We start from the raw sequence: 24,900 nt of genomic DNA, 5'->3' as shown, positions 1-24,900 counted from the left end.
TCCGGGTACAATTAGCCCCCTCATTTTTACGACACCAAGGAACCTCCATGTCCGGGCTTGAACTGTTTGCTGCCGCCCTCGGCGTGATTGCCGTCTGGTTGACGGTCAAACAGAACCCCTGGTGCTGGCCGATCGGTCTGGTCATGGTGCTGCTGTATAGCTGGATTTTTTTCGAAGTGAAGCTGTATTCGGACATGCTGCTGCAAGTGATCTACGCCGGTTTGCAGATCTACGGCTGGTGGCAGTGGACCCAGGGGACCGCGACCCATGGCAAGCGGCATGTCAGCCTGCTCGATGGCAAATCCGTTGCGCTCGGACTGGCCGTCGGCGCAGTCGGCAGTTTGCTGCTGGGCGCCGCGATGGCCCACTGGACCGATGCCGCGCAGCCCTGGCTCGATGCGGCACTGACCGGTTTCAGCCTGGTGGCGCAGTTATGGATGGCGCAAAAACGTCTGCAATGCTGGCCGCTGTGGATCGCGCTGGACATCATTTTTGTTGGCCTGTTCATCTACAAAGCGCTGTACCTGACCGCCGGCCTCTATGGGGTATTCGCACTGCTGGCGGTGCATGGCTGGCGGACATGGCGCACCGATCCGGCGTTGCGCACATGAAAGTTCTGGTACTGACAGGGCCTGAATCCAGTGGCAAGAGCTGGCTGGCCGCCGAACTGCAACAGCAATTCGGCGGCGCTCTGGTGGGCGAATACGTGCGCTGGTTCATTGAGCAGGAGGCGCGAGACACCTGCCCGGCCGATATTCCAGAAATCGCTCGCGGTCAGCTGCAATGGGAAGACGAAGCTCGCGCCCTGGGGCCGCCATTGCTGATTCTCGATACTCACTTGTTGAGCAATATGCTCTGGAGCGAAACCCTGTTTGGCGATTGCCCGGCCTGGCTCGAGCAAGCACTGCTGGCTCGACACTATGACTTGCACTTGCTGCTGTCGCCCGAACAAGTCGATTGGACCGATGACGGTCAACGGTGTCAGCCCGAGCTGGAGGAACGCCGGGCTTTTTTCAACGCGACTCAAGCATGGCTGGAGCAGCATCGACAAACTGTTCAAGTGCTTCAGGGCGATTGGGCCGAACGCCGGCTTCAGGCATTGCAAGCCGTCACGCTGCTGCTCGGGCGCTGAGCCGGCCAACACCCAAATCCCTGTGGGAGCGGGCTTGCTCGCGAAGACGCCGGCACAGTTAATATTGATGTCGCCTGACACACCGCTTTCGCGGGCAAGCCCGCTCCCACATTGGATTGTGCGGAACTGAAGGACACTGGCCAAATACCCCAGCATTTGTTGCAGTATTTTTGCAAATACGTCCGCTTCTGAAACACCGTCCCCTCTCGAACAACCCATTTCAACGCTGGTCATCGTCCTGTCATGCGATGTGTTAGAACGCTGATACATCCCGCATAAAGCTTGGATCCAGTGCTATTGCGATCTCTTATCAATATTGCCGTCCCGGCGGTTGTCTCAGACCTGAAACACCCTTTCATCGATCCACTAGCGTTGATCGATAACCCTCTGAATCAAAACAATAATCAAAAACCGGCACAGCTTTCGCTCACTCCTTCACAACGCTGACCAGGACCAGCCCACAACAAAGAAGGAATTGCCGCCGTGGGGACATTTGATAACAGCATCTTTAGCCTCTTACTGATCGGATGTGCACTGGGTTCAAGTGTCAGCCTGCCCGTACAGGCTGACAACGGCATCATTATTATCAAACGTGATGTCCAACCGCGCATGGCAACGCGTGCACCGGTGATTCCCGACCCTAGCCCCACGACCGCCAATGCCAACCCGTCCAGACAAGTCCTCAGGCAAACGAACGAGTTGAGCGACGGCGACTTCGCCAACGTCGCCAGTGGTGCCGGTATCTCCCGCCTGGTCACTCAAGGCACCCACAACAACCTGGGCGGCAATCTCACCAACCAGACCCAGCTTTCCAACCTCCCCGCTGGACGTTCGGGAAACTCGGGCAACGGTATCGCCAACATGGTCAATTCAAATGTCCAGCAAGGTCTGGGTGCTCTGAGAGTTGTAACGGGAGACCGTTGAGATGAATCGTACGCTGCTGATGATGGCCCTGTTTTGCAGTGCATCGACCTTTGCCCAGCCTCCCGTCATCAATAACGCCGAAATCGACGGTTCGGGCATGCAGCACCAAGGCAACCTCTCGGTCAACCAGGCTGCGGGCGATCAGCAACAACAGGCCAACGCCCGGGCCATCGCCATTGGCAACAACGCCAGCGCCACCACACAGATTCGCCAACGACTGCGTACGCAAGTCGACCCCAGGATCGATGCTCGATCCAGCATTCAAGGCGACTCCTTCAGCCACGGCAACGGTGTACTGGGCGTCAACCAGAGCGCAGGCGCCAGCAACCAGCAAGCCAATGCCCTGCGGATAAGTATCAGTACACAACCGCAAAGTATCGACGACAGCGTCCTCATGCAGCAGAACGTGACGCTGATCCACAACTCCGATCCAACTGACTCTGCACCAGGCAATCGCCAGGTCGCTACCAGCGATCAGGCCTTCACCGGTAGCCGTGGGGTGATCCAGTTGAATCAGAGCTCCGGGGTGGGAAACCGAATGGCCAACACCCTGAGCGTACGGGTCACGGATTGATCCAAACAGGTAGACACAACACTTAACCTAAAATAAGTACGGAGAATCACCATGAAACCTTCGATGGCACTCAAGCCTCTGGTTTTCGCAATTGCTGCGGTCATGGCTGTTGCTGTACAAGCTGGGCAGAACGATTGGCGTGACAATGACCACCACCATGGTCATAAACCCCCTCCTCCAACAAAGATCCCTGTCTATGCGACGGCCAATGCGTGGGATAACCAGAGCAGTACCGGCAACCGCATCCGTAATGAAGGGACTATCAACGAAGCCGAGATGAGCAGCTCTGCCACAGGCGCCAGCGGCAACGTCGGCGTCAACGTGGCGGCAGGTAGTGGCAACCAACAAGACAACGCGTCCGCCATCGCCAATGCTGCCTCAAACTCCAGTCAGGACAACAGCTTCGTGTTCGGCACTGCTGAAGCCACCGCCGACGTCACGCAATACAGCAACAACAACAGAGTCAACAACTTCGGTAGTACAGCCTCTGCCGTGATGAACGGATCGGGGAATGGCGGCAGCGGCAATATGGGTATCAACATTGCTGGCGGCGACCTTAACCAACAGAAGAACACCATGGCCATTGCCAATACCAATGCCCCGCTTGGTAACGCAATAGCCACCGCCTCTGCCGATCAACAAGGTCCTGGCCTGGTAGTGAATAACAACGCTGATCGGACAACTCGCCTGGATACGATAACCGTTACCACAACGGCCAGCGGTAGTTCCTCTCGCGACAAGTCTTCCGATTTGAGCGTTAACAAAAGCGCTTCTTCGAGCTTCGATGTGAGTGGTTCCAGGAGCGCTGATGCGAGTGGTTCCAGAAGCTCCGATGCGAGCGGCTTCAGAAGTTCGGACAGCAGCTCCAGCCGTAGTGCTTCTTTGAGTGCTGCTTTGGATGCGTCTGCGAATGCCACCAGAACTGTTACCTGGAACAATGGCAATGGCGATCGCACCCGCACCAGGACTGTCGACGCATCGGTTGACGCATCGATCGATGCAGATTTCGACGCATCGCGTCAAAGATCGAGCGACTCCTCGTTCGAAAGATCGTTCGATAAGTCGTGGGAGAGCTCGTCGGCCTCCTCGTTCGAAAAATCGGGCAGCAAAGAGTCCGAATCTTCGTACGACAAATCAAAAAGTTACAGCGAGAGCAGTTCTTTTGATTTGAGCAACACCTATTCCTATCAAGTGCTGACTCCAACTGGCTGGGCCAACCCTGTGACCAACACCGCAACCTTGAACGGTTCGGTGAATGGTGGCAGTGGCAACCTGGGCGTCAACGTGGCTGCGGGTGTGGGCAACCAACAAAGCAACTCGTTGGCCATTTCCAACAACTCGTTCTAATTGCTGTCTCTGGAGGCCCCCTTACGGGGGCCTGTTTCAACACAACCAGAAGGCGTCCTTCCATGCGCATTATTGCCTTGGCATTTTTGCTCTGCGTGGCCAGTGTGAGCGAGGCTGCACAAATGCCGCTGTCCGTCCTGCCGGGTGGCGCGGTGGTGTACAAGCCGATCCAGAGCATTCGCGAGCGTAAGTTTGCCGACCTGGTGCAACAGAAAACCGACTTCAGTTGCGGCGCAGCTGCGCTGGCAACCATATTGCGCCAAGCCTATTGGCTGGACGTGAATGAAGAACAGATCATCGAAGGCATGCTGGCACATTCCGATCAAGATCTTGTCCGTGTCCAGGGCTTCTCCATGCTCGACATGAAGCGCTACGTGGAAAGTATCGGCATGCGGGCACGTGGCTACCGGGTAGCGCCGCAAACGTTGAGCGACATCAGAATTCCGGTTGTGGTGCTTCTGGATATCCGTGGCTACAAACATTTTGTGGTCATGCAAAGAGTTCACAAGGGCTGGGTGTATATCGGAGATCCGGTACTCGGTCATAAACGCTACAAAGTCGACGACTTTGTAAAAGGCTGGAACGGCATCATCTTTGCGGTCATCGGCCAAGGCTACGACAAAGCCAATGCATTGCTCGACCCGCCCATGCCACTGACCGCCAAGAACCGCATCAACGCCTTCACTCCGGTGCGAGACGCAGAATTGATGGATTTCGGCTTCATTCAAAGCGACTTCTTCTGATAACAAGGAGCACGACGCTCCGGGAGCATCCCATGAAGACTCCACTCTGGCTGGCCGTGGTTTGCCTGGCCGCCAGCCTCCCGATCCAGGCACAGACGTTCAAACCCATTGAGCTGAAGGATCAGGAATTGGCGACCCTGCGCGGGCGCTATGTCATGCCGGGGCGGATCATCAGTTTCGGCATTGTCATGACCAGCACTTGGCAAAATGCCAATGGTGAAGTGATCGGGGCAACGTCCTCGATGCAAATTCAACAATCGACCATCAAGCCACAGTTCTATGTGTCGATGATCAATGAAAAGGGTAATGGCTCAACGACTTCGCAAGGCACCGGCACCGTCACTGGCGGCAATGGCCTCAACAGCACCGAAGGCGTCACTCAAGTCGTGCGTGCTGCCGGCGACCATAACAGTGCCTACAACAACGTTCAGATCAACGTCACAAAGGCGAGCCAGGCGCCCGCAACGCAACAGCAGGGCCAGGCGTTGGCCGCAGGCTCGACGTTGGTCGGCGCCAATGGCGCGGGCGCGTTGAGCGTTTCCTCGACCTCTACGGGTATGCAACTCAACATCGTGGCCAACAACAACCAGGGCAGCACCGAACAACGCCTGGCCCAGGGCGGATTGATGCAGAACACGACGTTGCTCGGTGGTGGTAACCAGGTCAACAACCTCACGTCACTCAATGTCGTGCTGCGTGACAACGCGACAGCCGGGTCGCTGAACGGCAACCTGGACCAACTCAAAGGTCTTCGCACTCAAGGATTCTGATCTACGCTCAGTGTCACCCGATGTAGTCAGAAGGGACGGCTAACCCATGCACCGATCGTTGACGTTCAGAGCTATCGTTTGTTTGAGTAGCCTGGCCCCGGTCCCACTGCTGTACGCAGCACCGGACCCCCAGGTCGAAGCACTAAAACAAGAACTCATGGAGTTGAAACAGCGTTACGAAGCACAACAGAACGCGCTTATGGTACTCGAGCAGCGCATTCGCCAAGTCGAAGAAACACCTGCGACGCCTGCCCCCAAACGCCTGACCAAATCCCCCGCAGAAACGCCCGGCAGTGGTCAGACAGTGGCTGCCGGTGCGCCGGGAACCACGGGCAGTTCATACGGCCAATCGCTCAAGGATGATTCGCAGCCTGCGCAAAGCGTTTCCAACCTGTATGACGAAGCCAGCGGCTTCTTCGGTGGCGGCAAGTTCAGCTTCGAGACCGGTCTGACGTACACGCACTACGATACCCGTGCATTGGTACTCAACGGCTTTCTGGCACTGGACTCGATTTTCCTTGGCAACATCAACCTCGACCGTATCAAGGCGGATAACTGGACCCTGGACCTGACCGCCCGCTACAACGTGGCACAACGCTGGCAGTTCGACATTAACGTCCCCGTGGTGTATCGCGAATCAACGTATTCCTCCGGTGGCGCCGGTGGCGCAGGCCCGGTGACGTCGGACGCAACCGTGACCCGCGATCCGACCATCGGCGATATCAACGTTGGCGTTGCCTACAAGTTTCTGGATGAGTCGGCCAATCTGCCCGACGCGGTCTTTACACTGCGCGTCAAGGCGCCGACCGGTGAAGACCCTTACGGCATCAAGCTGGTCAATGACCCGAACAACGATAACCTCTCGGTACCCGAGGAGTTGCCTACCGGCAATGGTGTCTGGTCGATCACTCCGGGTCTCTCACTGGTCAAGAGCTTCGACCCGGCTGTACTGTTCGGCAGCCTGGCCTACACCTACAACATGGAAGACTCTTTCAGCGACATCAGCCCTCAGGTCAACTCCAAGGTGCCCGGGGACGTGAAACTGGGGGATTCCTGGCAGATCGGCGCCGGTATTGCATTCGCCTTGAACGAGAAGATGAGTATGTCGTTCTCGTTCACCGATCAGTTTGCCAGCAAGAGCAAGATCAAGCCGGACGGTGGTGACTGGCAATCGATTTCCAACAGCGATTACAACTCGGCCAACTTCAACATCGGCATGACCCTGGCCGCGACCGATAACCTGACGATCGTTCCCAACCTGGCCATCGGCCTGACCGACGACTCGCCGGACTTTTCCTTCAGCCTGAAATTCCCGTACTACTTCTAATCCCGCGCACACACTTTTGTTGATCATGTAGCAGCGAGGCTTGCCCGCGAAGAACGCCAGGCGGTTTAACTGAATCACCGCGCTATCGTTCTTCGCCGGCAAGCCTCGCTCCGGGTCTGCAATCGCTCAACGTATCTGATGCTTGTGCAACAAACGGTAGAAGGTAGGCCTGGATACCCCCAGCACCTTGGCGGCGTTGCTCAAATTATCGCTGTGGCGGTTAAGTACATCGCACAAGGCCTGGCGCTCTGCCCGGCACTTGTAGTCTTCCAGCGTGCCCATCGGCGAAGCGGTGGCATGTTGACTGAGCAACCCCAGGTCTCGCGCCTCGATCTGCCGTCCTTCAGCCAGAACCAATCCGCGCCGTACCCGGTTGGCTAACTCGCGGACATTACCCGGCCAGTCGTGCTTGCCCATGGCGATCAGCGCGTCTTCGCTGAAGCTGCGCGGACGACGACCGGTTTCATGGCTGTAGAAATGGGAAAAGTGATTGGCCAACATCGAGAGATCACCATGGCGCTCGCGTAGCGGCACGGTGATGACTTGCAGGACGTTCAAGCGGTAGTAAAGATCTTCGCGAAAGCGTTTCTTCTCGATGGCCGCTTCCAGGTCGACGTGCGTTGCCGCCAATACCCGCACATCCACCGGAATAGGCTGATGGCCCCCGACACGCTCAATGTGTTTTTCCTGCAGGAAGCGCAGCAGATTGGCTTGCAGTTCCAAGGGCAAATCACCGATTTCATCGAGAAACAGCGTTCCGCCGTTAGCCGCCTCGATCCGCCCGACCTTGCGCTGATGCGCGCCGGTAAAGGCGCCCTTCTCGTGGCCAAACAGTTCGGACTGGATCAAGTGTTCGGGAATCGCCCCGCAGTTGATCGCCACGAACGGTTTGCTGTGACGCTGGGATTGTCGATGCAGCGTGCGAGCGACCAACTCCTTGCCGGTCCCACTTTCACCGCGAATCAGCACCGGGGATTCGGTGGGTGCCAGTTTGCTCAGCAGTTTGCGCAGTTCGCGAATCGGTTTACTGTCGCCAAGCAGTTCATGTTCAGGCTGATCGATATGAACCGTGCCCTGGCCGCGCAAGCGTGCCATACCGAATGCTCGGCCCAGGGTGACCTGAACCCGTGAGACATCGAACGGCAGGGTATGGAAGTCAAAAAACCATTCGCAGACGAAGTCTCCGACATTTTGTAATCGCAGGACTTCTTGATTCAGCACTGCAATCCACTCGGTACCACTACGGGCGATCAATTCCTTGACGGCTTCCGGGCGCTCCAGATGAAAGGGCTGCAAACGCAACAGGCCGACATCGCAGGTTCGTTCGGTGGCGTTTTCCAGGGTACAGCTGTCAACATCCCATCCAACGGCGCGTAAACCCGGCAACAAGCGGTGGCAGTCGTCGCAAGGATCCACTACTAAAAGACGTCGTAAGGCAGGCGCTTCGATCATGACTGTTCCTTGACGCCAAATTTAGGAAATATTAGTAAAAACAGTCATTTGGCGGGCTTCGATGTAACACTAGCAAGATTTTGACGCGAGCTTGTATCGATTGCTTATAGGGTTGTTTACTTATTAGTTATAAGAAGTCAGTTGGTTAGTTGCCTAACGGGTTAAACCTTTCATTCAGCTTTCAGAAGCGGCCTGAATATCCAATCAATCAAAGAAAGTTAAAATTTCTTTCGATTGTGTGTGACCCAACCCCCGGTTGCGGACATCAGTACAAGTAACCAGCCGAACGGTAAGCCCAACCGACGGCACATCACTTGTTTGGGCATACAGAGAGAAGATCCCATGAACGCCCCGCTCCGTATCAACGAAGCACTTTTGATTGCCGACCGCGCATTCCAACCCTTTAAATGCGTGGCCTGGGCTCTACAAGATGGTAGCGAACTAAGCCTGGCCATCATTGATCGCACTAGCACGCGCATCAGCCGCAAACAAATTCCAAGCAGCGCCTATTCCGATCCAGAGCAACTCGAACACGTGCTGGAAGAAGCCCGTGCCGAGTTGAGCCAGGAAGGTTACAAATTGCAATCATGGTCCATGCCGCACTAAGTGTATTTGCGGATTGCCGCCCGGCAATCCGCGCCCCCCTTCTTTTTAGTTGACGATTCTCCACAGTCAGCTGCGCAAACCCTCCCCTGTTTCAACTTCTAACCGCCGGTTTACTTGGCAGGCTTTTCAGTGGTTCGAAAAGACACTGTTCTGGCACAAAACGCACCTTCTGCGCCCCATGAAAACAGTTGTGCGCCGAGTCATTCAGGGATTGAATGTTTTGCTCAGGCGGTCACCTTCCGGGCACCCGGATCAGGACGACTGGCAAGGAGATGCATGCATGTCACCCCAGACTGCTTTTGCCTTACCTGCAACCGTGAATGGCGCTGAACGGCTCGATGCGAGTTTTGCTGGCACCGGCAAGACTCATGTGTATTTTTCCGGCAGCCTCTCCAGCATGGCCAATGACATTGCGATTGACCCTGTCGGCCGGTTGCTGGTGGCGGCAAAAGTCGGTACGCCGGGCGGCTATCGCTTCGGCCTGGCCCGCCTGCTTGCAGATGGTTCGGCGGATCTGGCATTTGGCAAACAAGGCAGCATCAGCGGGCAGTTCGCCCACGGCTTCGAAGCCATGGCCGGCAAGGTGCGGGTATTGGCCGACGGGCACATTCTGGTGGCCGGCCTGCATTACGAAAATGCTCACCGTACGCTGCCTGCCCTGGCGATGTTCGATCAGCAAGGCTGCCCGGTCCAGGGCTTTGGCGACAATGGATGCTGCGTAGTGCGCCTGCCGGGTGATCTTTCCCGAGGCGCTCGCGATGCCTGGTTACCGCGCGGCGTGCCGGGCGCTGAAGCCTGTGATGTCTGCGTGCAGGACGACGGTCGAATCCTGCTGCTGGCCAATCATCACTTCGACCTGGCCGATCACGCCGGCATGCTGATACGACTCAACGCCGACGGTTCGCTGGACGATAGTTTCAACGGCCGTGGTTTCGTCATGGTCCGGCACCTGTTAATGAACACCTGGCTCTGCAGCTTGATGGTGCAGCGCGATGGTCGGATCCTGGTGAGCGGAACAATCAATGTTCCCGAGGAAGGTCTGCTGGCGCGTTATCACCCGGATGGCCGGCTGGACGACCGCTTCGCCGTGGATGGTTTCATGACCTTCAAGGCACGCGAGCATAGCGCTCGGGTCTGCCAGATCGTCCAGCATGAAAACGGTGACTTGCATTGCTTTGGCAGCAGTCGCGACCCGATGCTCTGCCTGTCTCTGAAAGTTCACAGTAATGGCCGGCCGGATTTTCATTGCCACGGTGGCCAGCCAAAGCTATTGGGAGTCGGCCGCAGCGACTGCCACTGGACCGCCGCCGGGGTTCAGCCGGACGGGCGAGTGCTGACCGTCGGAGCGACGGTCGGCGGGGTCGAAGCTGATCTCGTTTTTGCCCGATATTTACCCAGTGGGCAGCTGGATCGCAGTTTTGCCAAGGGCATCGGCTGGTGTCGCACACACCTGAGTCGCGGTTCGCATACTGCTACTTCATTGGCCATTCAGGCCAACGGTTGCATTGTCATAGGCGGCTATTCACTGGACGGCAACTGCCGCGCGGTCGTCGCGCGTTATCGGTGTTAGGCCAACGTCATTTTCCGCACTTGATCTTCTGTTGTTCTTACGGCAACTTGCGCGCTTCTTAATACAAGGAGTAGCCGATGTCCGGTTCAATGGCCCAAGCCTTCGCGCATAATTTTCTCGGGCACTCACCTCGTTGGTACAAGGCGAGCATTGTCGGCTTCCTGATTCTCAACGCTCTGGTGTTGTGGACGGTCGGTCCGGTGGCGGCCGGCTGGTTATTGGTGCTGGAGTTTATTTTCACCCTGGCCATGGCGCTCAAGTGTTATCCGTTGATGCCTGGCGGGTTGCTACTGGTCGAAGCATTGCTGCTGAAAATGACCACGCCCCAGGCGCTCTATGATGAGCTGGTGCACAACTTCCCGGTGATCTTGCTGCTGATGTTTATGGTGGCAGGCATCTATTTCATGAAAGACCTGCTGCTATTTCTCTTCTCGCGCTTGTTGTTGGGGGTTCGCTCCAAGGCCCTGCTGGCGTTGATGTTCTGTTTCCTGTCCGCGTTTCTCTCGGCGTTTCTCGATGCGTTGACCGTGACTGCGGTGATTATCAGTGCGGCGGTGGGTTTCTATTCGGTGTATCACCGTGTCGCCTCGGGCGGCGATCCGCGTCAGGACAGCGAAATCGGCGATGACCGGCACTTGCCCACGCCCCATCACGCCGACCTCGAACAGTTCCGCGCCTTCCTGCGCAGCCTGCTGATGCACGGTGCGGTCGGCACCGCGTTGGGCGGTGTATGCACGCTGGTTGGCGAGCCGCAGAACCTGTTGATCGGCCATGAAATGGGTTGGCACTTCGCCGAATTCTTTTTGAAGGTCGCACCGGTGTCGTTGCCGGTATTGGCAGCGGGTCTGGTGACTTGCGTACTGCTGGAGAAACTGCGCTGGTTCGGCTATGGCACGCTGCTGCCGGACAACGTGCGTACGGTGCTGGCCAACTACGCCGCCGAAGACAACGCCGCACGCACTGCACGTCAGCGCGCTGCGTTGATGGTTCAGGGCGCGGCAGCGCTGATTCTGATTGCCGGCCTCGCGTTTCACGTCGCCGAAGTCGGCTTGATCGGTTTGATGGTGATCGTGCTGATCACCGCATTCACGGGCATTACCGATGAGCATCGCCTTGGCAACGCCTTCAAGGATGCCATGCCGTTCACGGCGCTGCTGGTGGTGTTTTTCGCAGTGGTGGCAGTGATTCAAGATCAGCAACTGTTCACACCGCTGATCCAGTGGGTGCTGTCGCTACCGACAAGTCAACAGCCGGGCATGTTGTTTATTGCCAATGGCTTGCTGTCGGCCATTAGCGACAATGTGTTCGTGGCGACCATTTACATCACCGAAGTGAAACAGGCGTTCCTCGCTGGCCACATGAGCCGCGAACAGTTTGAAACCCTGGCGATTGCGATCAATACCGGCACCAACCTGCCGAGCGTGGCGACGCCCAATGGTCAGGCGGCGTTCCTGTTCCTGCTGACCTCGGCGATTGCCCCGCTGATTCGCCTGTCGTACGGGCGGATGGTATGGATGGCGCTGCCTTATACCGTGGTGATGGGCGTGTTGGGCTGGTATGCGGTGAGCTACTGGCTGTAACACTGGCCAAATGTGGGAGCGGGCTTGCTCGCGAAGGCGATATGTCATTCAACAACGATGCTGAATGTGACGGCCTCTTCGCGAGCAAGCCCGCTCCCACATTGGTTTTGTGTCGTTATCGAGGAAGGATGTACTTCTCAATCGCCTGGGCCGCGCCGTCTTCGGTATTGGCTCCGGTCACCACGTCGGCCTGACGCTTCACCGCCTCTTCCGCCTGCCCCATGGCGATCGACAACCCGGCCCGGTGAAACATCGCCGGGTCATTGCCACCGTCACCCATGGCGGCGGTCTGTTCCAGCGGCACCCCGAGAAACTCGGCCAGTGTCGCCAATGCCTCGCCCTTGTTAGCCAGCATCGCCGTCACGTCCAGATAGATCGGTTGTGAACGCGAAACCTGCGCCTGCCCTTCGACCTTGGGCAGCAACTGCGCTTCCAGTTCGATCAACAGTTCGGCGTTGTTGCTGGCCGCGACGATTTTGTCGATACGTGCAAGGTAAGGCTCGAAATTCTCGACCACCACCGGCGGATAACCCAAGCCGTGCTGCTCTCGCGGGACCATCGGGCCGTACGGATCTTTCAACAGCCAGTCGCCGCCACTGAACACCCAGACTTCAATGTCCGGCTGATCGGCAAACAATGTCAGCGCCGTCAGCGCCGCCGTTGCCGGCAAATAATGTGCAACCAGCACACTGCCGTCCGGGTTTACGAGGGTGCCGCCATTGAAGGCCGCCGTCGGCAGATCGACACCCAGGGCTTCGATCTGTTGCAGCATGGCTTTAGGCGGACGTCCGGTGGCCAGGCTGAACAGTACGCCAGCCTCGCGCAAGGCGCGGACCGCTTCGATCGTGCGCTGACTGAGGCTGTGATCAGGGAGCAGTAACGTGCCGTCCATGTCGCTGAGCAGAAAACGGATGGGCTGTTGCGTTATCTCACTCATCCGACGCTGTGCCAGACGCGACCATCGCGGGTGAGCAGCTCATCAGCAATCTGAGGTCCGTCTTCGCCGGCCGCGTAGTTCTCCACCGTTGCGTCCTGCTGCCAGGCATCGAGGAATGGCTGCACGGCGCGCCAGCCGTTCTCGATGTTGTCGGCGCGCTGGAACAGCGTCTGATCGCCGGTCAGGCAGTCGTAGATCAGGGTTTCATAGCCGGTCGATGGCTGCATCTCAAAGAAATCCTTGTAGGCAAAACCCAGCTCGATATTGGCCATGTTCAACGCCGGCCCCGGCCGCTTGGCCAGCAGGTCGAACCACATGCCTTCGTTGGGTTGAATCTGGATCCGCAGGTAGGTCGGCTGCAACTCATCGACCTCGGTGTCGCGGAACTGCGCATACGGCGCCGGCTTGAAGCAAATGACAATCTCGGTGTCGCGCGCGCTCATACGCTTGCCGGTGCGCAGGTAGAACGGCACGCCGACCCAGCGCCAGTTGTCGATCATGACTTTGAGCGCGACATAGGTTTCGGTCGTGCTGTCGGGCGCCACGTTGGCTTCCTGGCGATAACCGGGCAGCGGCTCGCCATTGATCTGGCCGGCGGTGTATTGGCCGCGCACCGAGTTGGCTCGCGCTTCCTCGGTCGACCAGGGGCGGATCGCGCCGACAACTTTGGCTTTTTCGCCGCGTACCGCATCGGCGCCAAAAGCGGCCGGTGGTTCCATGGCCACCATCGCCAATAATTGGAACAGGTGATTGGGCACCATGTCCCGCAGGGCGCCGGTGACCTCATAAAAACTGCCACGGGTTTCCACGCCGACGGTTTCGGCGGCGGTGATTTGCACGTGGTCGATGTAATGGTTGTTCCAGAAGGCTTCGAACAGGCTGTTGGAGAACCGGCTGACCAGAATGTTCTGCACGGTTTCCTTGCCCAGATAGTGATCGATCCGGTAGATCTGCTTTTCCGTCATCACTTTGAGCAAGCACGCGTTCAAGGCTTCTGCGGTATGCAGATCGGAGCCGAAAGGCTTTTCGATCACCACCCTTCTGAAGGCATCGGGGGTTTCTTGCAGCAATCCGGCAGCACCGAGACGCCGCACCACTTCGCTGAAAAAGCGTGGCGCGGTGGCCAGATAGAAAATCGCATTGCCCGTGCCGCTGTCGGCGATTTTCGCCGCCAGCGCTTCGTAGGTGCGTTCGTCAAGGAAGTCGCCCTGGACATAGCTGATGTGCTTGGCCAGTTTGGCCCACAACGCCGGATCAAGGGCTTGATCGCCCTTGCCAACCTTGGCCGCCACTTCCACCCGAATGAAATCTTCGAGCTTTTTGGCGAAGGCTTCGTCACTGATAGCGTTGTGATCAACGCCGATGATCCGCAGTCCATTCCCCAGCAAACCGTCGCGACTCAGGTTGTACAGCGCCGGCATCAGCAGGCGCTTGACCAGATCACCATGGGCACCGAACAGAAACAGCGTGGTAGGCGGTGCGGGTTCTGCCTTGGATTTCCTGCGGATCACATGGGTCATTTTTTCGGGGTCTCCACATGGCCGCCGAAGCCGAAGCGCTGGGCCGAGAGAATCTTGTCGCCAAAGGTGCCTTGCCCGCGCGAACGGTAGCGCGAGAACAGCGAGTTCGACAGCACCGGTACCGGTACCGATTGCTCCATGGCCGCTTCGATGGTCCAGCGACCTTCACCGCTGTCAGCCACCGAACCTGAATAGCCGTCGAGCTTCGGATCGCTGGCCAGTGCGTCGGCGGTCAGGTCAAGCAGCCAGGACGATACCACGCTGCCACGACGCCAGACTTCGGCGATGTCGGCAACGTTCAGGTCGAAACGCTGGTCTTCCGGCAGGTTGGTGCTGGCTTTGGTCTTGAGGATGTCAAAGCCTTCGGCGAAGGCCTGCATCATTCCGTATTCGATGCCGTTGTGAATCATTTTCACGAAATGGCCAGAACCGGCCGGGCCTGCGTGGATGTAACCGCGCTCGGCGCGATCGTCATCGGACTGGCGATCCTTGGTGCGCGGGATATCGCCCATGCCCGGGGCCAGCGTTTCGAACAGCGGGTCAAGACGCCTAACGGTGTCGGCATCGCCGCCGATCATCATGCAGTAACCACGCTCCAGGCCCCAGACGCCGCCGGAGGTGCCGACGTCAATGTAGTGCAGGCCTTTTTCCGACAAGGTTTTGGCCCGGCGGATGTCATCCTTATAGAAGGTGTTGCCGCCATCGATGATGGTATCGCCCGCTTCAAGCAAGGTACTCAGGGTGTCGATGGTGTCTTCGGTCGGTGCGCCGGCGGGCAGCATGACCCACACCGCGCGTGGTTTGGCCAGGCCAGCGACCAGGGCTGGCAAGTCGGCAACACCGGTGGCGCCTTCTTCAGCCAGGGTATCGACAAAGGCGCTATTGCGGTCGTAAACAACGGTGGTATGCCCGTTGAGCATCAGGCGCCGCGCAATATTACCGCCCATGCGGCCCAGTCCAATAATCCCGAGTTGCATGTACTGATGCTCCCTACTACAAATAAAGTGTGTCAAAGGTTATAGCCCAACGCGACTAATGAGGGTTAGTCCAGAGCGCTGGCACATAGTTTCCGGGCATTGTGCCCGATCCAGACTGATAACGCCGGGAATCGTCCCGAAGACACAACGACCATGAAAAATAAAAAAGTTCCCTTCAGGGGCAAAAGAAATCAAAATCGGCGCCGATAGTAAGTGAGCACCCGCAATCGGGAGCGAACTTACAGTTGAGACAGCCATTTGCGAGGTGAGCAATGGGCACCGTACACACAGCACTGCCAGCACAAACCCTTTACGTCACGATCCGTCGCGATGAACTGCGCCAACTCAAAGACGAACGCGACCAGTTGAAGCGGGAAGTCGCGCAATTACGCCTGCTGACCCAAGGCAATCAGACTCAGCCCTTGCCCGTCACCCAACGCGCCCCCCACGCCTGATCCCCTCGTTTGACTCGGAAGCAGCCACCGCTGTTTCCGACTCGATGCAATTCTGCCAGCTCTGGCAACTCACAAAGTTTTCACACCTTCTTGTCGATACTCCGGCTCATTGTGGCCGCTCGGTATCCGCGCGGCGTTCGTTCGTCTGCGACAGGGAGAGTGCCGACGGCCGAAGTAATTATCGGGCTGGAGCGCTGAATGGCTTTGTTTAAACGCAGCAAAACGTCTGCGAAAGGTTTTGATTGGGCAGGATTTCTCTGGTTATTTCTGTTCTTCTGGTATTTTTCCGGCATCACCCAACTACTGATTCAACTGACAGGTACTTCCGGTTTTTCCGGGTTCCGTCAGGCCTTTGTGATGAGCGCCATCTGGCTCGCGCCGATGCTGCTGTTCCCCAGAAAAACACGGGTGATGTCCGCACTGATCGGCGTGGTGCTGTGGGCCTGTTCGATGGCCAGCCTCGGTTATTTCTTCATCTATCAGCAGGAATTTTCCCAGAGCGTCATCTTCATCATGTTCGAATCGAACGTGTCTGAAGCCGGCGAGTACATGACCCAGTATTTTGCCTGGTGGATGGTACTGGCGTTCCTCACCCACACCGCGTTCGCGTATTTCCTGTGGACCCGTTTGCGCCCGGTATACCTGCCACGCGGCCAGGCATTGGTCGCGGCGACGGCAATTCTGCTAGCCGTGGTCGGTTACCCGCTAATCAAGCACACCGCACGCAGCGGCAGCCTGGCGGGCGGCTTCGAGAAGTTCGAAACCCGCATCGAGCCCGCCGTGCCTTGGCAGATGGCCGTGGCCTATCACCGTTACCTCGATACCCTGGCCGGTATGCAAGACATGCTTCACAGCGCCAGCAAAATTCCACCGCTCAAGAACCTCACCGATTCGATGGCCAATCAGCCGGCGACCCTGGTGCTGGTGATCGGCGAGTCCACCAACCGTCAGCGCATGAGCCTGTACGGCTACCCTCGACAAACCACGCCGGAGCTGGACAAGCTCAAGGATCAACTGGCGGTTTTCGATAACGTCATTACCCCGCGGCCCTACACCATCGAAGCGTTGCAGCAGGTATTGACGTTCGCCGACGAAGAAAACCCCGACCTCTACCTGTCCACACCGTCGGTGGTCAGCATGATGAAACAGGCGGGTTACAAGACTTTCTGGATCACCAACCAGCAGACCATGACCAAGCGCAACACCATGCTCACGACCTTCTCCGAACAGGCCGACGAGCAGGTGTACCTGAACAACAACCGCAACCAGAACGCCGCCCAGTACGATGGCGATGTGATCGAACCGTTCAACAAGGCTTTGGCTGACGCGGCACCACGCAAGCTGATCGTTGTGCATTTGCTCGGCACGCACATGAGCTACCAGTACCGTTACCCGCCGACATTCAACAAGTTCACTGACCGCAAAGGCGTTCCGGACGGTGTGCGTGACGATCAGGTGCCGACGTACAACAGCTATGACAACGCAGTGCTGTACAACGACTTCGTGGTGTCGAGCCTGATCAAGGACTACGCCAAGTCTGATCCGAACGGCTTCCTGCTGTACCTCTCTGACCATGGCGAAGACGTCTTCGACTCCGTTGGCCATAAAACCCTGGGCCGCAACGAGAGCAAGCCGACGGCGCCGATGTACACCATTCCGTTCATGGCGTGGGCTTCGCCGAAATGGCGCGAAACCCATGACTGGAGTTTTGCCGGCGATCTGAGCCGGCCGTACAGCAGCTCGCAACTGATTCACACCTGGGCGGATCTGGCCGGCCTGAGTTTCGATGAACTGGACCGCAGCAAAAGCCTGGTCAGCGACAGTTTCAAGCCTCGGCCATTGATGATCGGCGACCCTTATGCGCGTAAGCAGAGGCCGCTGATCGACTTCAGCCTGATGAAACCCAAGGGCGCACCTATCACGCCGGAAGTCGTTCAGCAGTAGTTTTTTTGTAGGAGCCAGGCTTGCCGGCGAAGGCGCACTTAAGGACGCCTTCGCCGGCAAGCCTGGCTCCTACAAAAAGCGGTTCATCAGGACTGCGCATTAAAGCGCTTTGATCCAGAACAGCATCCGGCCATGCGCCGGGTCGAACATGCCTGGCGCAAAACCGAATTTGCCATAAGCCCCCTGAGCCACCGCGTTACCTTCCAGTACTTCCAGAGTGATTTTGCAGCAGCCGCGCTGGCGCGCGATGTCTTCGACTTTGTGCAGCATCTTCTGGCTCAACCCCAACCCGCGAAACTTCGACACCACCGCCACATCGTGCACGTTCACCAATGGCCGGCAGGCGAAGGTCGAAAAACCTTCAAAACAGTTGACCAACCCTGCCGGCTCGCCGCCGACAAACGCCAGTACGCTGAAGGCATGGGGACGTTTGGCCAGTTCCCCCGGCAGTTGTCGCAATCTATCGGCGGGTAACGGGTGACCGCCGCCCATTGGGTCTTCGGCGTAGTGGTTCAATACAAGACAAATCGCCTCGGCATGCACCGGGTTGGTGTAGCTGGCCTGAAGCACAAGAATTTCTGCGGATTCCATTTCCACCCTCAATCACACAAGTTGCCCCAGCTCGCTTCTTGCGCGCTGAAAGGTCTGACGACCTTATCGCGAGTGCCGGGGTGCCAACAACCGGATCCTGTTGTGATCGTTCCCTCTCAAACGCCCCAGATCAATGCCTCGGTCCATCCCAGCTCGGCAAAATCCTCAGCCCTCAGTTTTGCCTCACCGGCACAGAAAAACTCGTCCAGTTGCGGCGGCGTGACCGAGGTGCCACTGAGCATCGCGTGAACCTGCCCGCGATGATGAATCTGATGCTCGAACAAATGGGACAGCATGCGCAAACGGCTGTCATGTTGCGGGGTGTCGCGCGCGATGGTCACGAGCCGCCCGAGGTCTGCATCGCGCAGGTGCTCGCAGTAGGCGATCAGTCGACGGTCCACCAGGGCTTGCTCGCGCTTGAGATCGGCGCCGTGGGCGAACGGCTCGTCTTCGTTGAAAAACACGTAGCAATCGGGATGCGGTTCGTCACCGCGCAACTCCCGCTCCAGTGCATCCATATAGAACCAGTCACAGGTCAGAATGTGATTGAGGGTCGCGCTGAGGCTGGGAAAGAAACTGACTCGCGGCGCTGCCAGTTCGGCCGGGCTTAGCTGAAGCCAGGCCTTGGCCAGTCGGTGATTGGCCCAAGCGTTCTGATAGGCCATGGTCAGCAAATGGTGGGACAAGGGCTGATTCATGTTCGCTCCTCCCGGATATCAAACCTCGGCGAAACGTTTGAGCTGCATTTCCTGCAGACGACTAAGGGTGCGACGAAACGGAAACTCCAGATAGCCCTCGGTGTACAACGCCTCCATCGGCACCTGCGCCTCGAGGTACAGCGGCACCTTGCGGTCGTAGCATTCGTCCACCAGGGCGATGAACCGCCGCACGCCATCGTCATGCATCGACAACTGCGGCAACTCGCGATCCCCCGCCGCCACCCTTTCGACGCCGTCTTCAGTGCCGCGGGCAATGCGCCCTTCGCGTTTTTGCGCGCTGAGGTTCGGCACGTCGCTCAACAGAATAGCGCTGAAAGTGTCGCACAGGGCCATGAAGTCCATGGCGGCAAAGGGCTGCTCGCAGAGCTCGGTGTAACGGCACCAGAGCACGGTTTGACTGGCCTGCATAACATTGACCGAACGGTAGCCGATCTTGACCGGATCGCTGGACAGCGACTGGCCGACGGTCAAGGCTTTGAACACCTCGCTCAGCGCGCCGGGCTGACCCGGTACGTTCACCCAGTAACGCTGCAGACCGGCGCCAGGATGCAAGCGATGATCTTCCCCGCCATCCACCGCTATCACCTGCATGTGTTGTTTGATTGCAGCAATAGCCGGCACGAACCGGTCACGATTGAAGCCATCTGCATACAGCTGATCCGGCGGTTGATTGGAGGTGCAGACCACCACCACGCCCTGCTCGAACATCACCTGAAACAAACGCCCGAGAATGATCGCGTCACCGATGTCGTTGACGAACAGTTCATCGAAACACAGCACCCGCACTTCCTGGCTCAGCTCGCGGGCCAGCGCTTTCAATGGGTCGGCGGTGCCGGTCAATTGAAAGGAGCGCTGATGCACCCAGCCCATGAAATGATGAAAGTGCTGACGTCGGGCCGGGACGCGCAGGTTTTGGTAGAACTGATCCATCAACCAGGTCTTGCCCCGCCCGACCGGCCCCCAGAGGTACACACCGGTAATGGACGCGCGGTCTTCATGCAAGGCTTCATGGCATTTTTGCAACGCCCACACGGCATGTTCCTGAGCTTCGTCCTGGACGAAGCCCTTCTGTTCGATGGCGTGTTGCCAGGCGCTTAAGGGAGAGTCGACATTCATGCGCGGCAGTATAGGTAAAACGCAATCCATGTGGGAGCGGGCTTGCTCGCGAAGGCGTCGGGTCAGCCACATCAATGCTGAATGAACACCGCTTTCGCGAGCAAGCCCGCTCCCACAGGTTTCGCGCCGGGTTACAGCGAGATGTCCAGTCGGGCAATCTTGCCCTGCTCATTGAGGCGGAACATGTAGCGCAGTTCCAGCGGGCTGCCAGGGAACGTTCCGGAGATCAGATTGTGCACCAGCACTTTGCCGGTGCGCAGTTGAACGTCGAGCACCTCGACCCGGGGCTGATAACGTTGTGCGGTGTCTTGCATCCATTGGGCGATGGCTTGTGTGCCGACCTGATGCTGCCCCTCATCGAACACGTTGGCATCCTCAGCGAAAAAACTGGCAACCTTCGACGTGTCGCGAGCATTGGCAGCGGCAATGTAGGCGGCGATGGCGGGGGCCAGTGAAGAGGCTGGATTGGACATGTTTACGGCTCCTTGTGAGTTGATTCTGGAGCCATGCTAAAACAAGCCTGTGTCAATTCTTGTCAGGAGTGAAACGCCCTGCTTCGTCGAGTTGCATCTGCTTGCGCCAGGTGCGCAACAGGTCGCTGCGCCGCCCTGGATAGCGCTCACCCTGCTCGCTGGCGGCTGAGATCCGGTCGGTGCGAAAGGTGCGATAGGCACTGCGCAACTCACACCAGGCGACGATGATCCGCACCTCGTTGAGAAAACCCAGAGCCAGTGGCCAGATCAGCCGCTGACTCGGCACCTGATTGGCGTCCGCGTAGTCGATGTGCAGCTTGGCCTGATCGCGGATGGCTTGGCGAAACACGTTCAAAGGCACGGCATTTTGCGGATAGCCATAACCCGGCGGACCCGGCAGCACCGTCGGATTGCGCAAGGCCTCCTGGGCGGAGGGGTCGAGTACCGCGGCGATTTTTGCCAGGGCATCGGCCGCGGCTTTGCCCAACACCTCATCGCCACGCTGATCCACGTAACGCAAGCCAAGCACGATGGCTTCGGTCTCATCGGCATTGAGCATCAAGGGCGGCAGAAACAGACCGCTGCGCAATACGTAGCCGATCCCCGCCTCGCCAAAAATCGGTGCGCCGAGCGCGGTCAGTTCCGCGATATCGCGGTACAGCGTGCGCTCGGAAATCTCCAGTTCGCTGGCCAATGTCGCCGCCGTCACCGGACGACTTTTGCCCCGCAGCACTTGTAACAAAGTCAGTAAACGGCTGGTTCGCGACACGGTCGGCAGGCTCTTTCCTGAAAAGTCGTCGGAGCTTAGCAGAGGCTGTTGTCAGAAACTGGCAGGAGCGATTGGTCGGTCTGAAAAGCTTCGCGGGCAAGCCTCGCTCCTACAGGTACAGCGATTGCCGCGTGATTTGGGCACGACACAAAACCTGTAGGAGCGAGGCTTGCCCGCGAAGGCGCCATACCAGACACCACAAAAACTACCGATCGACCTTATGCCTGGCCGCATACAAACACAGCATCTCCATGGCTAATGTCGCCGCAGCCAGTGAGGTAATGTCCGCGCTGTCGTAGGCCGGCGCCACTTCCACCACGTCCATCCCCACCAGGTTGATCCCGCGCAAACCGCCGAGAATCTCCAGCGCCTGCACCGTGCTCAAACCGCCGCACACCGGCGTTCCGGTGCCCGGCGCAAAGGCCGGGTCGAGGCAGTCGATGTCGAAGGTCAGGTACACCGGATGATCACCGACCCGGGCACGAATCGCCTCGACGATCGCTTCGCACCCTTGCCGATGCACCTGCCGCGCATCCAGTACCTGAAAGCCCTGATGATCGTCATTGGTGGTACGCAATCCGATCTGCACCGAGCGCGACGGATCCACCCACCCTTCTTTGGCCGCATGCCAGAACATCGTGCCGTGATCGACGCGCTTGCCCTCCTCATCCGGCCAGGTGTCGCTGTGGGCGTCGAAGTGAATCAATGACAACGGGCCATGCTGACGGGCATGGGCCTTGAGCAGCGGATAACTGATGAAGTGATCGCCGCCAAACGTCAGCATCGCGCAACCACCGCTCAGGATGTGCTCGGCGTGGGCTTCGATGCTATCCGGCACCGACTGCGGCGTGCCGTAGTCGAAGGCGCAATCGCCGTAGTCGATCACCGCCAAGTGATCGAACGGGTCAAACGTCCACGGCCAATGGCGTGCCCAGGCGATCCCGGTGGACGCCGCCCGAATGCCGCGCGGTCCGAAACGCGCGCCGGGGCGGTTGCTGGTGGCAGTGTCGAACGGCACGCCGCTGACCACCACGTCGACGCCACGCAAGTCGCGGCTGTAGCGGCGGCGCATGAAACTGGTGATGCCGGCGTAGGTGCTTTCGGCGGCAGTCCCGTAAAGACTGTCGCGGGTCATGGCCTGATCGTTCTGTGCAGGGACGTCCATGGTCTATTCCTTGTTATTGGCTTATTGGCGGCTACGGAAAGTGGTCCACAAGCGGGTGCGCTGACGCATGTCCTTGAGGCTCATGCTGCGGTCGGCGTACAGCCGCTCACGCACCTCGCTCTGCGGGTAGATGTCGTGATCACTGCGCACCGCCTCATCCACCAATGGCATCGCCGCCCGATTGGCCGTGGCGAAGAACAGCGTATTGGTCAGCGCGGCGACAGATTCGGGACGCAACATGAACTCGATGAAGGCCCGGGCGGCTTCGGGGTGCGGCGCGTCCTTGGGAATCGCCAGGTTGTCCTGCCACACCAGCGTGCCCTCCCGCGGAATGCGGTAGGCCACTTCGAACGGCTTGTTGGCCTTGCGCGCCTGATCGGCGGCCATGCTCGCATCACCGTTGTAGGTCAATGCCAGGCAGACGCTACCATTGGCCAAATCGTTGATCTGCCGCCCGGTGGCGACGTACAGCACCGATGGCTGTAACTGACGCAATAGTGCATCGGCGGCTGTCAGATCAGCCTTGTCGGTGCTGTAGGGATCTTTACCCAGATAGTGCAGCGCCAGGCCGATCACCTCTTGGGGCGAGTCGAGAATCGCGATGCCGCAATCTTTCAACTTGCTGGCGTATTCGGGTTTGAACAACAGGTCCAGGCTGTTGAGCGGTACGTTAGGCAAGCGCTGCTGCAGCGCTTCGACATTCATCCCCAACCCGAGCGTGCCCCAGGTGTAAGGCACGCCATACCGATTGCCGGGGTCGACCGCCGCCAGTTTTTCCAGCATGTCCGGGTCAAGGTTGGCGTACCCCTTGAGGCCATCGTGAGGAATTTCCTGCAGCGCACCCGCCGCCAGCCCACGAGCCAGAACGCTGGACGACGGCACCACCACGTCGTAGCCACTGCCGCCGGTGAGCAGCTTGGTTTCCAGCACTTCCGGTGTATCGAACGTGTCGTAGCGCACGTGGATGCCGGTTTCCTTTTCGAACCGCCGCAAGGCGTCGGGCGCGACGTAATCGGCCCAACTGTAGAGATTGAGGACTTTTTCCTCGGCCTGGGCCGGCACGGCCATGGCGAGGAACAGTGCGGGTAAACACAGCTTGAAGAGCGGAGCCATGACGAACACCTGACCGGAGGAAGTGACTGCAGGATGCGTCGTCAGTTACATTGGAAAAATACCAAGTTAATTATCCTGACTTTATTGCGGAGTAATGTTTGATGCTCGGTCAACTTCATGACCTCGACCTGCACCTGCTGCGCCTGTTTGTCAGCGTGGTGGAATGCGGTGGTTTCAGCGCGGCTCAGGGTGAGTTGGGGCTGAGCCAGTCAAGCATCAGTCAGCAGATGGCCAGGCTCGAAACCCGACTCGGCTATCGCCTGTGCAGTCGCGGCAAGGGCGGGTTCAAAATCACCCCCAAGGGCGAACAGCTGCTCCTTGCCATTCGTGCCTTGTTCGAATCGATTGAAGCGTTCCGTCATCAATCCAACGGCGTGGCGGGACGCTTGATCGGCGAAGTGCGCCTGGGCTTGTCCGAAGCACTTGATCAATCGGTGCTGCAACGGGTTGCCGAGGCGATCCGGCGCTTTCGCGAACGGGACGAGTCGGTGCGTATCGAGTTGATCAGCGCCATGCCCGGCGAAATGGAGCGGCTGTTGCTGCAACAACGGCTGGACCTGGCGATCGGCTATTTCTCGCTGGCGCAAAGCGCTTTTGACTACCGCGAACTGTTCACTGAAACCCAGCACCTGTATTGCGCCCCGGGGCATCCGTTGTTCACCGATGAGGCGCCTGACGATCAGGCGCTTCAGGCCTGCGACCGGGTCGATCACCCTTACCGCTTCCTGCGCAGCGACGAGCCGTTTCAGGGAAAAATGTGTTCGGCCCGTTCCGAGCAGGTCGAAGGCACCCTCGCCTTTATTCTTTCCGGCAAGCACGTTGGCTACCTGCCCGATCACTTCGCCCGCAGTTGGGAAGACAAAGGGTTGCTGCGCGCCGTGCGCCAGGGCGACATGAGTTTTGAGGTGGCGTTCCATCTGGCCCGCCATCGCGCGCAGGTGCCGGGGGATGCGCAAAAAGCCTTTGAAGAGGATTTGCTTGCGGCGTTTGCTTGAAGAGCAATTGGCTTGCCCCGTAGGAGCGGGGGGGGGGGGCGGGGGGGAGAGTCACCGGGGACACGGTAAAAACCGGCCCGACTAGATCGCGGCACCCCCCC

General features: G+C 58.4%; 25 protein-coding genes. 14 read left to right on the top strand and 11 right to left on the bottom strand.

Annotated features, from left to right (window positions below):
• Window positions 1–47 precede the first annotated feature (47 nt).
• The 8 genes from pnuC to ACIPLA_RS17950 all read left to right on the top strand — a co-directional run bounded on the left by pnuC (window position 48) and on the right by ACIPLA_RS17950 (window position 6,817).
• Complete coding sequence (gene pnuC, locus ACIPLA_RS17985) at window positions 48–611, top strand: nicotinamide riboside transporter PnuC (RefSeq protein ID WP_008069278.1); 564 nt, start codon at window positions 48–50, stop codon at window positions 609–611.
• Window positions 608–1,132, top strand: a complete 525-nt coding sequence (locus ACIPLA_RS17980) for an AAA family ATPase (RefSeq protein WP_218394769.1) — start codon at window positions 608–610, stop codon at window positions 1,130–1,132. Before pnuC ends, ACIPLA_RS17980 begins: the two co-directional genes overlap by 4 nt.
• A gap of 483 nt (window positions 1,133–1,615) precedes the next feature.
• Window positions 1,616–2,056, top strand: coding sequence for a hypothetical protein (locus ACIPLA_RS17975; protein ID WP_218394768.1), 441 nt, complete (start codon window positions 1,616–1,618; stop codon window positions 2,054–2,056).
• 1 nt (window position 2,057) lies between these two features.
• Window positions 2,058–2,630, top strand: a complete 573-nt coding sequence (locus tag ACIPLA_RS17970; RefSeq protein ID WP_401174715.1) for an adhesin — start codon at window positions 2,058–2,060, stop codon at window positions 2,628–2,630.
• 51 nt (window positions 2,631–2,681) lie between these two features.
• Window positions 2,682–3,977 (top strand): heme utilization protein, encoded by a 1,296-nt coding sequence (locus tag ACIPLA_RS17965; RefSeq protein ID WP_401174712.1) that lies wholly within the window; start codon window positions 2,682–2,684, stop codon window positions 3,975–3,977.
• A gap of 62 nt (window positions 3,978–4,039) precedes the next feature.
• Window positions 4,040–4,720, top strand: coding sequence for a C39 family peptidase (locus tag ACIPLA_RS17960; protein ID WP_123496755.1), 681 nt, complete (start codon window positions 4,040–4,042; stop codon window positions 4,718–4,720).
• Between the two features lie 32 nt (window positions 4,721–4,752).
• On the top strand, window positions 4,753–5,490 hold the full coding sequence (locus ACIPLA_RS17955) for a hypothetical protein (protein WP_401174709.1): 738 nt from the start codon (window positions 4,753–4,755) through the stop codon (window positions 5,488–5,490).
• 46 nt (window positions 5,491–5,536) lie between these two features.
• A complete protein-coding gene (locus ACIPLA_RS17950) occupies window positions 5,537–6,817 on the top strand; it encodes a transporter (protein ID WP_123496759.1) in 1,281 nt (426 codons plus the stop codon).
• Window positions 6,818–6,943: 126 nt separating this feature from the next.
• Here ACIPLA_RS17950 and ACIPLA_RS17945 read toward each other — a convergent pair whose 3' ends face one another.
• A complete protein-coding gene (locus ACIPLA_RS17945; RefSeq protein WP_401174706.1) occupies window positions 6,944–8,269 on the bottom strand; it encodes a sigma 54-interacting transcriptional regulator in 1,326 nt (441 codons plus the stop codon).
• Window positions 8,270–8,611: 342 nt separating this feature from the next.
• On the opposite strand from ACIPLA_RS17945, the gene ACIPLA_RS17940 reads away from it, so the two are divergent.
• From ACIPLA_RS17940 to nhaB, 3 genes are all read left to right on the top strand, one after another.
• The gene (locus tag ACIPLA_RS17940) at window positions 8,612–8,875 is read left to right on the top strand and encodes a hypothetical protein (protein WP_401174704.1); all 264 of its coding nucleotides are present in this window, start codon (window positions 8,612–8,614) and stop codon (window positions 8,873–8,875) included.
• Between the two features lie 280 nt (window positions 8,876–9,155).
• The gene (locus tag ACIPLA_RS17935; protein WP_401174701.1) at window positions 9,156–10,445 is read left to right on the top strand and encodes a hypothetical protein; all 1,290 of its coding nucleotides are present in this window, start codon (window positions 9,156–9,158) and stop codon (window positions 10,443–10,445) included.
• Window positions 10,446–10,522: 77 nt separating this feature from the next.
• Window positions 10,523–12,025, top strand: a complete 1,503-nt coding sequence (nhaB, locus tag ACIPLA_RS17930) for a sodium/proton antiporter NhaB (RefSeq protein ID WP_401174699.1) — start codon at window positions 10,523–10,525, stop codon at window positions 12,023–12,025.
• 115 nt (window positions 12,026–12,140) lie between these two features.
• Here the strand turns inward: nhaB and ACIPLA_RS17925 are convergent, their stop codons facing one another.
• From ACIPLA_RS17925 to gnd, 3 genes are read right to left on the bottom strand one after another with little or no spacing between them, the layout of a single operon-like run.
• A complete protein-coding gene (locus ACIPLA_RS17925) occupies window positions 12,141–12,962 on the bottom strand; it encodes an HAD family hydrolase (protein ID WP_401174697.1) in 822 nt (273 codons plus the stop codon).
• A complete protein-coding gene (gene zwf / locus ACIPLA_RS17920; protein WP_218394760.1) occupies window positions 12,959–14,482 on the bottom strand; it encodes a glucose-6-phosphate dehydrogenase in 1,524 nt (507 codons plus the stop codon). The genes ACIPLA_RS17925 and zwf overlap by 4 nt, the downstream gene beginning before the upstream one ends.
• The gene (gene gnd, locus ACIPLA_RS17915; protein ID WP_008069250.1) at window positions 14,479–15,459 is read right to left on the bottom strand and encodes a phosphogluconate dehydrogenase (NAD(+)-dependent, decarboxylating); all 981 of its coding nucleotides are present in this window, start codon (window positions 15,457–15,459) and stop codon (window positions 14,479–14,481) included. Before gnd ends, zwf begins: the two co-directional genes overlap by 4 nt.
• A 272-nt stretch (window positions 15,460–15,731) precedes the next feature.
• Here gnd and ACIPLA_RS17910 point away from each other — a divergent pair, with 272 nt between their 5' ends.
• Together ACIPLA_RS17910 and ACIPLA_RS17905 are read left to right on the top strand one after the other, a co-directional pair.
• A complete protein-coding gene (locus ACIPLA_RS17910; RefSeq protein ID WP_007897365.1) occupies window positions 15,732–15,914 on the top strand; it encodes a DUF6026 family protein in 183 nt (60 codons plus the stop codon).
• A 198-nt stretch (window positions 15,915–16,112) separates the two neighbouring features.
• A complete protein-coding gene (locus ACIPLA_RS17905) occupies window positions 16,113–17,858 on the top strand; it encodes a phosphoethanolamine transferase CptA (RefSeq protein ID WP_401174692.1) in 1,746 nt (581 codons plus the stop codon).
• Between the two features lie 99 nt (window positions 17,859–17,957).
• Here ACIPLA_RS17905 and ACIPLA_RS17900 read toward each other — a convergent pair whose 3' ends face one another.
• From ACIPLA_RS17900 to ACIPLA_RS17870, 7 genes are all read right to left on the bottom strand, one after another.
• Window positions 17,958–18,449, bottom strand: coding sequence for a GNAT family N-acetyltransferase (locus ACIPLA_RS17900; RefSeq protein WP_218394758.1), 492 nt, complete (start codon window positions 18,447–18,449; stop codon window positions 17,958–17,960).
• A gap of 116 nt (window positions 18,450–18,565) precedes the next feature.
• Window positions 18,566–19,147: a DinB family protein gene (locus tag ACIPLA_RS17895; protein ID WP_401174688.1), complete on the bottom strand. Its 582-nt coding sequence runs from the start codon at window positions 19,145–19,147 to the stop codon at window positions 18,566–18,568.
• An 18-nt stretch (window positions 19,148–19,165) separates the two neighbouring features.
• Window positions 19,166–20,284 (bottom strand): cell division protein ZapE, encoded by a 1,119-nt coding sequence (gene zapE / locus ACIPLA_RS17890; protein ID WP_218394756.1) that lies wholly within the window; start codon window positions 20,282–20,284, stop codon window positions 19,166–19,168.
• A 131-nt stretch (window positions 20,285–20,415) separates the two neighbouring features.
• On the bottom strand, window positions 20,416–20,757 hold the full coding sequence (locus ACIPLA_RS17885) for a nuclear transport factor 2 family protein (protein ID WP_218394755.1): 342 nt from the start codon (window positions 20,755–20,757) through the stop codon (window positions 20,416–20,418).
• Between the two features lie 52 nt (window positions 20,758–20,809).
• Window positions 20,810–21,526: a YafY family protein gene (locus tag ACIPLA_RS17880; protein ID WP_218394754.1), complete on the bottom strand. Its 717-nt coding sequence runs from the start codon at window positions 21,524–21,526 to the stop codon at window positions 20,810–20,812.
• 205 nt (window positions 21,527–21,731) lie between these two features.
• Window positions 21,732–22,691 carry an agmatinase gene (gene speB, locus ACIPLA_RS17875; protein WP_218394753.1) on the bottom strand — a complete coding sequence of 320 codons (960 nt, stop codon included), beginning with the start codon at window positions 22,689–22,691 and terminating at the stop codon, window positions 21,732–21,734.
• Window positions 22,692–22,712: 21 nt separating this feature from the next.
• Window positions 22,713–23,804 (bottom strand): polyamine ABC transporter substrate-binding protein, encoded by a 1,092-nt coding sequence (locus ACIPLA_RS17870; RefSeq protein ID WP_401174683.1) that lies wholly within the window; start codon window positions 23,802–23,804, stop codon window positions 22,713–22,715.
• A 101-nt stretch (window positions 23,805–23,905) separates the two neighbouring features.
• Between ACIPLA_RS17870 and ACIPLA_RS17865 the strand changes: the two genes are divergently transcribed.
• Window positions 23,906–24,799: a LysR family transcriptional regulator gene (locus ACIPLA_RS17865; RefSeq protein ID WP_401174680.1), complete on the top strand. Its 894-nt coding sequence runs from the start codon at window positions 23,906–23,908 to the stop codon at window positions 24,797–24,799.
• The last annotated feature ends 101 nt before the right edge of the window (window positions 24,800–24,900 follow it).

This window comes from Pseudomonas sp. NPDC086112 (assembly GCF_044746425.1).
Taxonomy (GTDB): Bacteria; Pseudomonadota; Gammaproteobacteria; order Pseudomonadales; family Pseudomonadaceae; genus Aquipseudomonas.
The sequence above is the reverse complement of the archived record's forward strand: the minus strand, read 5'-3'. Positions and strand labels throughout refer to the sequence as shown.

Coding starts and splice junctions, on each gene's coding strand:
- pnuC (WP_008069278.1), top strand. CDS start 48: ATGTCCGGGCTTGAACTGTTTGCTGCCGCCCTCGGCGTGATTGCCGTC.
- ACIPLA_RS17980 (WP_218394769.1), top strand. CDS start 608: ATGAAAGTTCTGGTACTGACAGGGCCTGAATCCAGTGGCAAGAGCTGG.
- ACIPLA_RS17970 (WP_401174715.1), top strand. CDS start 2,058: ATGAATCGTACGCTGCTGATGATGGCCCTGTTTTGCAGTGCATCGACC.
- ACIPLA_RS17965 (WP_401174712.1), top strand. CDS start 2,682: ATGAAACCTTCGATGGCACTCAAGCCTCTGGTTTTCGCAATTGCTGCG.
- ACIPLA_RS17960 (WP_123496755.1), top strand. CDS start 4,040: ATGCGCATTATTGCCTTGGCATTTTTGCTCTGCGTGGCCAGTGTGAGC.
- ACIPLA_RS17955 (WP_401174709.1), top strand. CDS start 4,753: ATGAAGACTCCACTCTGGCTGGCCGTGGTTTGCCTGGCCGCCAGCCTC.
- ACIPLA_RS17950 (WP_123496759.1), top strand. CDS start 5,537: ATGCACCGATCGTTGACGTTCAGAGCTATCGTTTGTTTGAGTAGCCTG.
- ACIPLA_RS17945 (WP_401174706.1), bottom strand. CDS start 8,269: ATGATCGAAGCGCCTGCCTTACGACGTCTTTTAGTAGTGGATCCTTGC.
- ACIPLA_RS17940 (WP_401174704.1), top strand. CDS start 8,612: ATGAACGCCCCGCTCCGTATCAACGAAGCACTTTTGATTGCCGACCGC.
- ACIPLA_RS17935 (WP_401174701.1), top strand. CDS start 9,156: ATGTCACCCCAGACTGCTTTTGCCTTACCTGCAACCGTGAATGGCGCT.
- nhaB (WP_401174699.1), top strand. CDS start 10,523: ATGTCCGGTTCAATGGCCCAAGCCTTCGCGCATAATTTTCTCGGGCAC.
- ACIPLA_RS17925 (WP_401174697.1), bottom strand. CDS start 12,962: ATGAGTGAGATAACGCAACAGCCCATCCGTTTTCTGCTCAGCGACATG.
- zwf (WP_218394760.1), bottom strand. CDS start 14,482: ATGACCCATGTGATCCGCAGGAAATCCAAGGCAGAACCCGCACCGCCT.
- gnd (WP_008069250.1), bottom strand. CDS start 15,459: ATGCAACTCGGGATTATTGGACTGGGCCGCATGGGCGGTAATATTGCG.
- ACIPLA_RS17910 (WP_007897365.1), top strand. CDS start 15,732: ATGGGCACCGTACACACAGCACTGCCAGCACAAACCCTTTACGTCACG.
- ACIPLA_RS17905 (WP_401174692.1), top strand. CDS start 16,113: ATGGCTTTGTTTAAACGCAGCAAAACGTCTGCGAAAGGTTTTGATTGG.
- ACIPLA_RS17900 (WP_218394758.1), bottom strand. CDS start 18,449: ATGGAATCCGCAGAAATTCTTGTGCTTCAGGCCAGCTACACCAACCCG.
- ACIPLA_RS17895 (WP_401174688.1), bottom strand. CDS start 19,147: ATGAATCAGCCCTTGTCCCACCATTTGCTGACCATGGCCTATCAGAAC.
- zapE (WP_218394756.1), bottom strand. CDS start 20,284: ATGAATGTCGACTCTCCCTTAAGCGCCTGGCAACACGCCATCGAACAG.
- ACIPLA_RS17885 (WP_218394755.1), bottom strand. CDS start 20,757: ATGTCCAATCCAGCCTCTTCACTGGCCCCCGCCATCGCCGCCTACATT.
- speB (WP_218394753.1), bottom strand. CDS start 22,691: ATGGACGTCCCTGCACAGAACGATCAGGCCATGACCCGCGACAGTCTT.
- ACIPLA_RS17870 (WP_401174683.1), bottom strand. CDS start 23,804: ATGGCTCCGCTCTTCAAGCTGTGTTTACCCGCACTGTTCCTCGCCATG.
- ACIPLA_RS17865 (WP_401174680.1), top strand. CDS start 23,906: ATGCTCGGTCAACTTCATGACCTCGACCTGCACCTGCTGCGCCTGTTT.